At 46.6% G+C, this 15,204-nt stretch carries 4 protein-coding genes; all 4 read left to right on the top strand.

Annotated features, from left to right (window positions below; all coding sequences use genetic code 11):
* Positions 1–13: 13 nt before the first annotated feature.
* Positions 14–676: a CoA transferase subunit B gene (locus tag VP472_RS09120; protein ID WP_070081906.1), complete on the top strand. Its 663-nt coding sequence runs from the start codon at positions 14–16 to the stop codon at positions 674–676.
* Positions 677–688: 12 nt separating this feature from the next.
* Complete coding sequence (locus tag VP472_RS09115) at positions 689–1,474, top strand: 3-hydroxybutyrate dehydrogenase (RefSeq protein WP_070081905.1); 786 nt, start codon at positions 689–691, stop codon at positions 1,472–1,474.
* Between the two features lie 555 nt (positions 1,475–2,029).
* Positions 2,030–3,232 (top strand): bacillomycin D biosynthesis malonyl-CoA transacylase BamD, encoded by a 1,203-nt coding sequence (gene bamD, locus VP472_RS09110; protein WP_014305096.1) that lies wholly within the window; start codon positions 2,030–2,032, stop codon positions 3,230–3,232.
* 19 nt (positions 3,233–3,251) lie between these two features.
* Entirely contained in the window at positions 3,252–15,200 is an 11,949-nt protein-coding gene (gene bamA / locus VP472_RS09105; protein WP_146276880.1) for a bacillomycin D hybrid PKS/NRPS BamA, read from the top strand.
* Positions 15,201–15,204: the final 4 nt, after the last annotated feature.

Genomic DNA, 15,204 nt, shown 5'->3' with positions numbered 1-15,204 from the left:
GGAGGCTGACAGAATGAGAGATAGCAGAAAACGAATGATCAAACGGGCTGTAAAGGAAATAAAGGACGGAATGAATGTGAACTTGGGGATAGGGATGCCGACGCTTGTAGCCAATGAGATACCGAATGATTATAACGTCCTGCTTCAGTCTGAAAACGGCTTGCTCGGGATCGGGCCTTATCCGGCGGAAGGAATGGAGGACCCCGATCTGATCAATGCGGGAAAAGAAACCATTACCGAGGTAAAGGGAGCCTCGTATTTTGACAGTGCCGAATCCTTTGCCATGATTCGCGGCGGCCACATTGATGTAGCGATTCTCGGCGGGATGGAAGTGTCCGAACGGGGAGATTTGGCGAACTGGATGATCCCCGGAAAAATGATCAAAGGAATGGGCGGCGCCATGGACCTGGTGCACGGAGCAAAACGGATTATTGTCATTATGGAGCATGTTAATAAATATGGGGAATCTAAAGTGAGAACGGAATGTACGCTGCCTTTAACCGGCAGGCAGGTGGTCGATCGGCTGATCACAGATTTGGCTGTATTCGATTTTCATGATGGCCGTATGACGCTCACCGAACTGCAGGAAGGTGTAACAATGGAGGAGGTCTTTGAGAAAACAGAAGGTCATTTTACTGTCAGCCAGTCGTTAAAAAACGGGGTCAGACCAAAATGAGGAGGTGCCGCCATGGATTCATTGCTTATTGAAAAAACAGCCGTTGTAACAGGAGCAGCCGGAGGAATCGGGCTTGAAATTGCAAGAGAATTCGCCCGTGAAGGAGCAGCCGTCATCATCTCTGATGTAAACGAACAAGCGGGGAAAGAAGCGGCGGCAGGACTTAAAGATGAAGGCTGTGAAGCAGTCAGCATCACATGCGATGTAACAAATGAAAAGCAAGTGGCCGACATGCTGCAGACGGTCGAGAAACAATTCGGACGTCTCGATATCCTTGTGAATAATGCGGGCATTCAGCATGTCGCGCCCATCGAGGAATTTCCCACCGAACAGTTTGAACGGCTCATTCGTGTCATGCTGACTGCGCCATTTATCGCAATGAAGCATGCATTCCCCATTATGAAAAAACAGCAATTCGGTCGAATCATTAATATGGCGTCTGTCAACGGGCTGATCGGTTTTCACGGGAAAGCGGCATATAACAGCGCCAAGCACGGCGTCATCGGTTTAACGAAAGTCGGCGCACTTGAAGGCGCGGCTGACGGCATTACCGTCAATGCGCTTTGTCCGGGATATGTGGACACTCAGCTTGTCCGCAATCAGTTAAAGGACATTTCCGCAACAAGGAATGTACCGTACGAGCGGGTGCTTGAGGACGTCATCTTTCCGCTCGTTCCCCAAAAACGGCTGCTGTCAGTGAAGGAAATCGCTGATTACGCTGTATTTTTGGCCAGCGACAAAGCAAAAGGGGTTACAGGTCAGGCCGTAGTCATGGATGGCGGGTATACCGCTCAATAGTTCTTATATTTTTTTAAAAACAGCCGCTCTGAACGGCTGTTTTTTTATGCCTGAAAAACTTGTTCACTCAATAGGCCGATTTACTGCCCAACCGGTATCCGGGCTGGGTCATTCACATGTTCTGCGGCGTATTTTGTCCTTGCAGATTTTTCTCATCCAGATCCATTTCTGCGCCGCATTTATAATCAAGCGCCATCAGTTTACAATCCTTCACAGATATACAAATGAATTTTTACAATAAACATAAAATATGTAATTTCTGACACAATAATGCCAATAGCCCTAAAACATATGAAACATGAAGAGCGCGACCTAAGTGATGAAGAGCCGGTAACAGGCTCCACTCCGGCTTTTCATCATCTCTCTTTAAGACTGATTTTCGGTGAAACCCCATGTTTTATTTTATGAATAAATATATCTAATTCGTTTGTAAAATCGAACAATAACTCCTCCGAAAGTATTCTATACACATTTGTTATAATCATGCTAGGATGTTAGATAAAGGGATAATTTGTAGGATATTGTATTTCTGTTCAATATGATCGGAGGAATCTCATGAACAATCTTGCCTTTTTATTTCCTGGACAAGGGTCTCAATTTGTAGGAATGGGCAAACAATTTTGGAATGATTTTGTGCTCGCAAAGAGATTGTTTGAAGAAGCGAGCGATGCGATCTCCTTGGATGTAAAAAAACTGTGTTTTAACGGAGATATGAATGAATTGACAAAGACAATGAACGCGCAGCCCGCTATTTTAACGGTCAGTGTTATTGCTTTTCAAGTGTATATGCAGGAAATAGGGGTGAAGCCCCGCTTCCTGGCAGGCCATAGCTTAGGTGAATATTCAGCGCTTGTCTGTGCCGGCGCCCTTTCTTTTCAGGATGCCGTTACACTTGTAAGGCAGCGGGGAATTCTTATGCAAAATGCGGATCCTCAGCAGCAGGGGACGATGGCCGCCGTGACTCACCTCTCTCTTCAAACGTTGCAGGAAATATGTTCGAAAGTGTCGACGGAAGACTTTCCGGCAGGAGTAGCCTGCATGAATTCAGAACAGCAGCATGTGATTTCCGGACACCGGCAAGCTGTGGAACGTGTCATCAAGATGGCGGAGGAAAAGGGAGCGGCATACACTTATTTGAATGTCAGTGCGCCTTTTCACAGTTCGCTGATACGATCAGCATCTGAACAATTCCAGACTGTATTACACCGGTATTCCTTCCGGGATGCCGCATGGCCGATCATTTCAAATGTCACTGCACGCCCTTACAGCAGCGGAAATTCGATCAGCGAACATCTCGAGCAGCACATGACGATGCCGGTAAGATGGACGGAATCGATGCATTACTTGCTTTTACACGGAGTGACGGAAGTCATCGAAATGGGTCCGAACAATGTCTTAGCCGGTCTGCTGAGAAAAACAACGAATCACATTGTACCTTATCCCTTAGGACAGACATCTGATGTTCACTTGCTTTCCAATTCAGCAGAAAGAAAGAAACATATTGTCCGTTTACGCAAAAAACAACTGAATAAATTGATGATTCAATCCGTCATTGCGCGAAATTACAACAAGGATTCAGCGGCTTATTCCAATATGACGACGGCATTATTTACGCAAATCCAAGAGCTGAAAGAGAGAATGGAAAGACATGAAAATGAGCTCTCAGAACAAGAGCTCGAACATTCGATCCATTTATGCAAATTAATTTGCGAGGCTAAACAGCTTCCGGATTGGGAAGAATTGCGGATTTTAAAATAAAGCGCCCAGGAGGGGACCTATGTATACCAGTCAATTCCAAACCTTAGTAGATGTCATTCGGGAAAGAAGCAATATCTCTGACCGCGGGATCCGTTTTATCGAATCCGATAAAAACGAGACGGTTGTCTCTTATCGCCAATTGTTTGAAGAGGCGCAAGGGTATCTTGGCTATTTACAGCATATCGGCATTCAGCCGAAGCAGGAAATCGTATTTCAAATCCAAGAAAACAAATCATTTGTCGTTGCTTTTTGGGCTTGTATATTAGGAGGAATGATCCCGGTGCCGGTCAGTATCGGAGAAGATGATGACCATAAGCTGAAGGTCTGGCGCATTTGGAACATATTAAATCACCCGTTTCTGATTGCCTCTGAAAAAGTATTGGACAAAATAAAGAAATACGCTGCAGAACACGATTTACAGGATTTCCATCATCAATTAAACGAAAAATCTGACATCATTCAAGATCAAACCTACGATTACCCCGCTTCGTTTTATGAACCTGATGCGGATGAACTCGCCTTTATCCAATTTTCTTCAGGATCGACAGGAGATCCAAAAGGAGTCATGTTAACGCATCACAACTTAATACATAACACGTGCGCCATTGGGAATGCCCTAGCCGTTCATTCGAAAGACTCTTTCTTATCATGGATGCCTTTAACGCATGATATGGGGCTCATCGCCTGCCACCTTGTTCCCTTCATAACCGGAATCAATCAAAATCTAATGCCTACAGAATTATTTATTCGCAGACCTATTCTTTGGATGAAAAAAGCTCATGAACATAAAGCCAGTATTCTATCCTCTCCAAATTTCGGGTACAACTACTTCCTTAAATTTCTGAAAAACGAACCAGACTGGGATTTATCCCACATCAAGGTCATCGCAAACGGTGCAGAACCGATATTGCCGGAGCTATGTGACGAATTTTTGAAAAGATGCGCAGCATTCAATCTGAAAAGATCCGCCATTTTGAATGTTTACGGTTTAGCGGAAGCTTCGGTCGGCGCAGCATTCTCTAAATTAGGTAAAGAATTCGTTCCCGTTTATTTGCATCGTGACTATTTAAATCTTGGTGAAAGAGCTGTAAAAGTAAGCAAAGAGGATCAAAATTGCGCTTCATTCGTCGAAGTGGGACAACCTATTGACTATTGTCAGCTTCGGATCTCCGATGGAGCAAATGAAAGAGTAGAAGACGGAATCATCGGCCATATCCAGATCAAAGGAGACAATGTGACACAAGGGTATTATAACAACCCCGAGAGTACGGAAAAAGCGCTGACTTCTGACGGCTGGGTAAAAACGGGGGACCTCGGATTCATTAGTGAAAGTGGTAACTTAGTCGTAACCGGAAGAGAAAAGGACATTATTTTCGTGAACGGAAAAAATATCTACCCGCACGATATTGAACGGGTCGCGATTGAAATGGAAGAGGTTGACTTAGGAAGAGTTGCCGCCTGCGGTGTATATGATCAAAAGACACAAAGCGGAGAAATCGTGCTCTTTGTTGTTTACAAAAAATCACCTGAAAAATTCGCACCGCTTGTCAAAGAGATAAAAAAGCATTTGCTCAAGCGGGGCGGCTGGAGCATAAAAGAAGTCCTTCCGATCCGAAAACTCCCTAAAACAACCAGCGGAAAGGTTAAACGCTACGAACTTGCCAGACAGTATGAGGCAGGGAATTTTTCAACAGAGTCTGCCGCTATCAATGAATGTTTGGAGAGCAGCCCGGAAACATCCGGACAGACTCCCATTCATGAAATTGAAACGGAATTACTGTCTATCTTTTCCGATGTGCTCAATGGGAAAAAGGTTCACCTCGCTGACAGTTATTTTGATATGGGAGCAAATTCATTACAGTTATCGCAGATTGCCGAGCGCATAGAACAGAAATTCGGACGCGAGCTTGCTGTTTCAGATCTCTTTACGTATCCTTCTATCACTGATTTAGCGGCATATCTGTCTGAAAGCCGGGCTGAAATCAAGCAGGACGCGGCAGAAAAACCAAGCCATGTGACACCGAAAGATATCGCCATTATCGGGATGTCGCTCAATGTCCCTGGAGCATCAACGAAAAGTGATTTTTGGAATCTGCTTGAAAAAGGTGAGCACAGCATTCGAGAATACCCTGCATCCCGGCTGAAAGATGCGGCGGATTATTTAAAGTCCATCCAAAGCGAAATCAATGAGAATCAGTTTGTGAAGGGCGGCTATTTAGATGAAATCGACCGCTTTGATTACTCGTTTTTCGGTTTAGCTCCTAAAACGGCTCAGTTTATGGACCCTAACCAAAGACTGTTTTTGCAGTCTGTATGGCATGCGATTGAAGATGCGGGCTATGCCGGCGGCAGCATGAACGGGAGCCGTGTCGGGGTATATGCAGGGTACTCGAAGGTGGGCTACGATTATGAACGTCTCCTTTCTGCGAATTATCCGGAGGAGCTTCATCAATATATCGTGGGCAATCTCCCTTCCGTGTTAGCCAGCCGAATCGCTTATTTCCTAAATTTAAAAGGGCCGGCGGTCACAGTGGATACGGCATGCTCCTCATCGCTTGCCGCGGTTCATATGGCATGTAAATCTTTAATATCCGGCGATTGTGAAATGGCTCTTGCCGGCGGTATCCGGACATCGCTCTTGCCGATCTGTATCGGACTTGATATGGAATCTTCGGACGGGTACACGAAAACGTTCAGCAAAGATTCAGACGGTACTGGCACAGGTGAAGGCGCGGCCGCAGTCCTGCTAAAACCTCTGCAGGATGCTGTTCGCGACGGAGACCATATTTACGGCGTAATCAAGGGAAGCGCGCTGAATCAAGACGGAACAACCGCCGGGATTACAGCACCGAATCCGGCAGCTCAGACTGAGGTCATTGAGACGGCTTGGAAAGACGCGGGCATTGCCCCTGAAACACTGTCTTTCATCGAAGCGCATGGCACCGGAACGAAGCTCGGCGATCCGGTTGAATTTAACGGGCTTTGTAAAGCGTTTGAAAAGTATACGGCAAAAAAACAATTTTGTGCGATTGGTTCTGTTAAATCGAACATCGGTCATTTGTTTGAAGCGGCAGGCATCGTCGGGCTGATCAAATCTGTCCTCATGCTGAATCACAAGAAAAATCCGCCGTTAGTGCACTTTAATGAACCTAATCCGCTCATTCATTTTCACTCTTCACCATTTTACGTAAACCAGGAAGCTGCAGCGTTCACATCCGGTGAAGAGCCGCTGCGAGGCGGAGTCAGCTCATTTGGCTTTAGCGGGACGAACGCTCATGTGGTATTGGAAGAATATATTTCTCAAAGTAAGTATGCGCCCGAGGATGAACATGGGCCGCACCTATTTGTTTTATCCGCTCATACTGAAAAATCACTCTATGAACTCGCACAGCAGTACCGGCAATATGTATCGGATGACAGCCAAGCTTCATTAAAGTCCATTTGCTATACAGCCAGTACGGGCAGGGCTCATTTGGATCATGGCATTGCCATGATTGTATCCGGTAAACAAGAACTATCGGATAAGCTGACCAGCCTGATTCAGGGAGACAGAAACCTTCCCGGTGTATACATCGGCTACAAGAATATGAAGGAAATGCTGCCCGCTCATAAAGAAGAGCTGAATCAACAAGCAGCCGCACTGATTAAGCAGCGTTTACGTACGCAAGATGAACGGATCATATGGCTGCATCGCGCCGCCGAATTATTTGTGCAAGGAGCCGTTATCGATTGGCGCGCGCTTTATTCCGGTGAAACTGTACAAAAGACGCCATTGCCCCTGTATCCGTTTGAACGGAGCCGATGCTGGGCTGAAGCTGACCAATTGCGCTTAAACGAGGACGAAAAGAGAGGAGAAGCGGCATTGAATATCAATCAATCGAAGTCGCACATTGAATCCTTCCTGAAAACTGTAATCAGCAATGCTTCGGGGATCAGAGCGGAGGAACTCGATCTGAATGCTCATTTTATCGGGCTCGGAATGGATTCTATCATGCTGTCACAGGTCAAAAAAGCCATCGCGGACGAATTTGGGGCAGACATCCCGATGGATCGTTTTTTTGATACGATGAACAACCTTCAAAGTGTCATAGATTACTTGGCTGAGACCGTTCCATCGTCCTTTGCATCCGCTCCGCCTCAAGAGAATGTTCCGGCGCAGGAAATGCAGGTCATTTCAGAAGCACAGTCTGAATCGGATCGCAGAGAAGGTCATCAAGAGCATATGCTCGAAAAAATAATCACTTCTCAGAATCAATTAATTCAGGATACCTTGCAAGCTCAATTAAATAGCTTTAATTTGTTGAGAAACAGCGGACATCATTCCGATGAGAAAGAATACGCTAAAGCGCAAGAGAAATCAATTCCTTCTGTCCAGCAGGGGCCTCCGGCCGTCACTGCAGAAAAGAAAGCGGCTCAAGAAGCGAAACCCTATGTTCCTTTCCAGCCTCAGAACCTGCATGAACAGGGACACTATACCGCACGGCAAAAACAATACTTAGAAGATTTCATCAAGAAATACGCAGATAAAACGAAAGGTTCCAAACAATATACGGACAACACCCGATTTGCTCATGCAAACAACCGCAACTTGTCCAGCTTCCGTTCATATTGGAAGGAAATCGTATACCCGATTATCGCCGAACGTTCTGACGGTTCTAAAATGTGGGATATTGACGGAAATGAATATATCGATGTCACCATGGGATTCGGGGTTAACCTTTTCGGGCATCATCCTTCCTTTATTACACAGGTTATCGATGATTCAGCCCGTTCATCATTGCCTCCGCTCGGCCCGATGTCAGATGTCGCCGGTGAAGTTGCCGACCGGATCCGCACATGTACCGGGGTGGAAAGGGTCGCTTTCTATAATTCCGGAACAGAGGCCGTCATGGTTGCCCTGCGTTTGGCGCGGGCGGCAACAGGAAGAAAGAAAGTCGTGGCGTTCTCGGGATCTTATCACGGCACGTTTGACGGCGTATTAGGGGTTGCCGGCACAAAAGGCGGAGCTGCGTCTGCGAATCCGCTGGCTCCGGGTATACTGCAGAGCTTTATGGATGATTTGATTATTTTACATTACAACAATCCCGATTCGCTGGACGTGATCCGCAGTCTTGGTGATGAATTGGCAGCCGTACTGGTGGAACCGGTACAAAGCCGCAGACCGGATTTGCAGCCGCGGGCATTTTTGAAAGAATTGCGGGCGATCACGCAGCAATCCGGAACAGCTCTGATTATGGATGAAATTATTACCGGATTTCGGATCGGTCTCGGCGGCGCACAGGAATGGTTCGGCATTCAGGCTGATTTAGTGACCTACGGAAAAATCATCGGCGGCGGACAGCCGTTAGGGGTAGTTGCCGGAAAAGCTGAGTTCATGAATGCGATCGACGGGGGTACCTGGCAGTATGGGGACGATTCCTACCCGCAAGACGAGGCGAAACGCACGTTTGTGGCCGGCACCTTCAATACTCATCCGCTTACCATGAGAATGTCATTAGCCGTCCTTCGTCATTTACAAACCGAGGGAGAACATCTGTATGAGCAGCTGAATCAAAAAACAGCCTACTTGGTCGATGAGCTGAATCGCTGCTTCGAACAAGCGCAAGTGCCTATCCGCATGGTTCGATTCGGTTCTTTATTCCGGTTTGTCTCATCGCTTGATAATGACTTGTTCTTTTACCATCTCAACTATAAAGGTGTCTATGTGTGGGAAGGACGCAACTGCTTCTTGTCCGTCGCGCATACCGCAGATGATATCGAAAATATTATTCAAGCGGTGAAAGACACGGTGGAGGATCTTCGCCGAGGCGGATTTATTCCGGAAGGCCCGGATTCCCCTGATGGCGGAGGCCGTAAAAAGTCCGGGACGCGCGAGCTTTCACCTGAACAAAAGCAGTTGGTTATGGCATCCCATTACGGGAATGAAGCTTCCGCCGCTTTAAACCAGTCCATTATGCTGAAAGTGGAGGGCGAACTGCAGCATACGCCATTAAAACAAGCCGTCCGGCATATCGTTGACCGTCATGAAGCTTTACGTACGGTGATTCATCCCGATGACGAGGTACAGCAAGTGCAGGAACGGATGAATATAGAAATACCAGTCATTGATTTTACCGGTCACCCGCATGAACATCGGGAGTCGGAAATTCAAAAATGGCTGACAGAAGATGCCAAGCGGCCGTTGCATTTCCATGAACAAAAGCCTTTGTTTAGAATCCATGTGCTTACTGCGGCTCACAATGAACATCTGATTGTGCTCACGTTCCATCATATCATTGCCGATGGATGGTCAATCGCCGTTTTTGTTCAAGAACTGGAGAGCAACTACGCGGCAATTGTACAAGGAAAGCCGATTTCACCGAAAGAGGCAGATGTTTCGTTTCGCCAATACTTAGACTGGCAGCAGGTACAGATTGACAGCGGCCATTATGAAGAAGGGGTCCGGTATTGGCGGCGTCATTTCTCTGAACCGATACAGCAGCCAATTCTGCCGAGCGCAGCTTCTGTCCGTTATCCGAACGGGTATGAGGGAGACCGGTGTACCGTCAGGCTTGGACGGCCATTGAGCGAGGCTTTAAGGTCATTAAGCATTCAGATGAAAAATAGCGTATTTGTGACGATGCTGGGTGCATTTCATCTTTTTCTGCACCGGCTTACCAAACAGTCAGGCCTTGTGATCGGGGTCCCCGCAGCAGGTCAATCGCATATGAAACAGCATGATCTGATTGGAAATTGCGTCAATATGATTCCGGTGAAGAACACGTCTTCTTCAGAAAGCACTTTATCCGGTTATCTTGGCAGTATGAAAGAAAGCGTGAATCTTGCAATGCAGCACCAAGCCGTCCCGATGACACTGGTGGCCAGAGAGCTTCCGCACGATCAAGTGCCGGATATGCGTATTATCTTTAATTTAGACAGGCCTTTTCGAAAGCTGCATTTCGGAAAGGCGGAAGCGGAGCCCGTTGCATACCCGGTAAAATGCACCCTGTATGATTTATTTCTTAACATAACAGACGCGCATCAAGAATATGTTCTTGATTTCGACTTTAATACGAACGTCATCAGTCCGGAAATCATGAAAAAGTGGGGAGCGGGTTTTACAAAATTGCTGCAAAAAATGGTTGAGGGAGATTCAATCCCTCTTGACGCCATGATGCTGTTTTCCGATGAAGAACAGCATGATTTACAAGCACTTTATGCCGAACACCAGAAGCGGGTCTCTTCAATAGGAAGCAATACAGCAAATTTCACTGAAGCCTACGAGGCGCCGGTAAATGAAACGGAGCGGCAGCTGGCGCGGATTTGGGAGGAACTTTTCGGCCTTGAACGGGTCGGCAGATCAGATCGCTTCCTGGCTCTGGGAGGAAACTCGCTCCAGGCGACGCTTATGCTTTCCAAAGTTCAGAAGACATTTCATCAAAAGGTTTCCATCGGACAATTTTTCAATCACCAGACTGTTAAGGAATTAGCACATTTCATTCAGAACGAAACAAAAGTCGTGCACCTCCCGATGAAGGCTGCCGAGAAAAAAGCGTATTACCCGACATCGCCGGCGCAGCAAAGAGTATATTTCCTGCACCAACTGGAACCGGATCAGCTGGCGCAAAATATGTTCGGCCAAATATCAATAACAGGGAAGTACGATGAGCAAGCCCTGATCTCATCTCTTCAACAAGTGATGCAGCGGCACGAAGCGTTTCGCACGTATTTCGACATTATAGATGGCGATATCGTTCAGAAACTTGAAAACGAAGTTGATTTTAACGTTCATGTCCGGACAATGAGCCGGGACGAATTTGATGCCTATTCAGACCGGTTTGTAAAACCGTTCCGCCTGGACCAAGCTCCGTTAGTTCGTGCGGAGCTGATCAAGATTGAAAACGAGCAGGCCGAACTGCTCATCGATATGCATCATATCATTTCGGACGGTTATTCCGTCAACATCCTTACAAATGAATTGCTGGCTTTATATCATCAGAAACCACTACCAGACATTGAATTTGAATATAAAGATTTCGCAGAATGGCAAAACCAACGGCTGAATGAGGATGCCATGAAGCGGCAGGAGACATATTGGCTGGAACAATTTCAAGACGAAATTCCCATCCTTGACCTGCCGACAGACGGCTCAAAAGCGGCAGAACGGTCTTCTGAGGGACAGCGTGTGACATGCTCCTTACAGCCGGATGTCATCCGCTCGCTTCAAGATTTGGCGCAAAAGGCGGAAACCACTCTCTATACGGTGCTTCTGGCCGCCTATAATGTGCTGCTTCATAAATATACGGGACAAGAAGACATTGTCGTTGGCACGCCTGCTTCAGGAAGAAATCATCCGGATATCGAAAAGATCATCGGTATTTTCATACAAACCATTGGAATCCGGACGAAGCCGCACGCCAATAGAACGTTTACGGATTATCTGGAAGAAGTAAAGCGGCAGACGCTTGACGCTTTCGAAAACCAAGACTATCCATTCGATCGGCTTGTGGAGAAATTAAATGTGCAACGGGAAACAACCGGACAGTCTATGTTTAACACGATGTTTGTGTTTCAAAACATTGAATTTCATGAAATCCGGCACAATGAATGTACATTTAAAGTGAAAGAACGAAATCCAGGGGTCTCTTTGTATGATTTGATGCTCACGATCGAAGATGCCGGTCAACAGATAGAGATGCATTTTGATTATAAACCGGGACGATTCACAAAAGACACCATTGAACAGATCACCAAACACTATACTGCCATTTTAAACAGTCTTGTTGAGCAGCCGGAGATGACATTGTCTTCCGTTCCTATGCTGTCTGAAACCGAACGGCATCAACTGCTGACGGAGTGTAATGGCACAAAGACGCCGTATCCGCATAACGAAACAGTAACCCGATGGTTTGAAATGCAAGCGGAACAGAGTCCCGATCATAAAGCCGTTATTTTTGGCAATGAGCGGTATACGTACAGACAGCTCAATGAACGGGCGAACCGATTGGCGCGGACGTTACGGACAAAAGGCGTACAAGCGGATCAATTCGTTGCCATCATCTGCCCGCATCGGATCGAACTGATTGTCGGAATTTTGGCTGTTCTGAAAGCCGGCGGCGCATACGTGCCCATTGATCCTGAATATCCGGAAGATCGGATCCAATATATGCTGAGAGATTCAAGGGCGGAGGTTGTGTTGACACAGCGCAGCCTGCTGGATCAATTACCGTATGATGGTGACGTTGTGCTTTTGGATGAGGAAAACTCATACCATGAGGATCACTCGAATCTTGAATCGGACAGCGATGCGCATGATTTGGCCTACATGATCTATACGTCAGGTTCCACGGGAAATCCAAAAGGTGTCCTCATTGAGCATCAGGGACTGGCTGATTATATTTGGTGGGCGAAAGAGGTTTATGTAAGAGGTGAGAAAACCAACTTCCCATTATACTCTTCCATCTCTTTCGATCTGACTGTGACCTCGATATTTACACCGCTGGTTACGGGAAATACCATCATTGTCTTTGACGGCGAAGACAAAAGCGCTGTGCTTTCTGAGATTATGCGGGACTCAAGAATAGACATGATCAAATTGACCCCGGCACATCTGCACGTCATCAAGGAGATGAATATCGCTGGCGGCACGGCAATACGGAAAATGATTGTCGGCGGAGAAAATTTAAGCACCCGTCTGGCCAAAAGTGTCAGCGAGCAGTTTAAAGGCCGGCTGGACATTTTCAATGAATACGGACCGACGGAAGCTGTCGTCGGATGTATGATTTATCACTTCGACGCAGAACGGGACAAGCGGGAATTTGTACCGATCGGCACTCCGGCTGCCAACACGGATATTTATGTGGCCGATGCAAGCAGAAACCTGGTTCCGATCGGGGTAATCGGCGAAATATATATCAGCGGACCGGGTGTTGCCAGAGGGTATTGGAACCGTCCGGATTTAACGGCAGAGAAATTTGTTGAAAACCCGTATGTCCCGGGAGCGAAGATGTACAAATCAGGGGATTTGGCTAAGCGGTTGAAGGACGGAAATCTTGTATATATCGGACGCGTTGATGAACAAGTCAAAATCAGGGGATACCGAATCGAGCTTGGTGAAATTGAAGCAGCAATGCATAACGCGGAAGCGGTGCAAAAAGCCGCAGTTACGGTGAAAGAAGAAGAAGACGGCTTAAAACAATTATGCGCGTATTACGTAAGCGACAAGCCTATAGCGGCTGCGCAGCTTAGGGAACAATTGTCATCGGAGCTTCCAGACTACATGGTTCCGTCCTATTTTGTCCATCTGGAGCATATGCCGTTAACGTCCAATGGGAAAATAAACCGCAAGGCACTGCCAGCACCAGAAGCGAGTCTTCAGCTGACAGCTGAATATGTTCCGCCGGGTAATGAGACGGAATCCAAACTGACAGATTTATGGAAGGAAGTGCTCGGAATAAGCCATGCGGGGATCAAACATAATTTCTTTGATCTCGGAGGCAACTCCATTCGAGCGGCTGCCTTAGCCGCCAGAATTCACAAAGAGCTGGATGTGAATCTGTCTCTCAAAGACATATTCAAGTTTCCTACCATTGAACAATTGGCTGACAAGGCGTTACACATGGACAAAAATCGATATGTACCGATTCCGGCTGCAAAGGAAATGCCATATTATCCGGTTTCTTCAGCTCAGAGGCGGATGTATTTGTTAAGTCACACAGAAGGCGGCGAGCTGACTTACAATATGACGGGTGCCATGAATGTGGAAGGGACGATCGATCCCGAACGGTTAAACGCCGCTTTCCGAAAATTAATCGCGCGTCATGAAGCGTTGCGGACCAGCTTTGATTTATATGAAGGCGAGCCGGCACAGCGTATTCATCAGAACGTCGACTTTACGATAGAACGGATTCAAGCAAGCGAAGAAGAAGCGGAAGACCGTGTGCTGGATTTCATCAAAGCGTTTGACTTAGCCAAACCGCCGCTGATGCGGGCCGGACTGATTGAAATTGAACCTGCGCGGCACGTGCTTGTGGTTGATATGCATCATATCATTTCTGACGGCGTGTCCGTCAATATTCTGATGAAAGATTTAAGCCGAATCTACGAGGGGAACGAACCGGACCCGCTCTCTATTCAATATAAAGACTTTGCAGTTTGGCAGCAATCGGACATTCAGAAACGGAACATCAAGAGCCAGGAAGCGTATTGGCTGGATCAGTTTCACGGTGATATTCCTGTACTGGATATGCCTGCGGATTATGAGAGACCTGCCATACGCGATTACGAAGGCGAATCATTTGAATTTCTTATACCAGAACACTTGAAACAGCGTTTAAGCCAAATGGAAGAAGACACAGGAGCAACACTGTATATGATTTTATTGGCAGCCTATACGATTCTTTTATCCAAATACAGCGGACAAGAAGATATTATCGTAGGAACGCCATCTGCCGGGCGGACTCATTTGGATGTAGAGCCGGTCGTGGGAATGTTCGTCAATACGTTAGTCATTCGCAATCACCCGGCGGGCCGTAAAACATTTGATGCCTACTTAAACGAAGTAAAAGAAAACATGCTGAACGCCTATAAAAATCAAGACTATCCGTTGGAAGAATTAATTCAGCATCTGCATCTTCCAAAAGATTCAAGCCGCAATCCTTTATTCGATACGATGTTTGTGCTGCAAAATCTCGATCATGCTGAATTGACTTTCGATTCTCTTCAACTCAAGCCGTATCCATTTCATCATCCGGTTGCGAAATTCGATTTGACCTTGTCGATTCAGGCGGACCGCGACAACTATCACGGACTGTTTGAATATTCGAAAAAACTGTTTAAGAAAAGCAGAATCGAGGTTTTATCAAACGACTACTTACACATCCTATCGGCGATTTTGGAACAGCCAAGCATTCTAATCGAACATATCGGATTGAGCGGCAGCAATGAGGAAGAAGAGAACGCGCTTGATTCTATTCAATTGAACTTTTAGGGAA

This window comes from Bacillus sp. MT(2024) (genome assembly GCF_036362845.1).
Taxonomy (GTDB): Bacteria; Bacillota; Bacilli; order Bacillales; family Bacillaceae; genus Bacillus; species Bacillus velezensis.
This window is presented reverse-complemented; position numbering and strand designations above follow the sequence as displayed.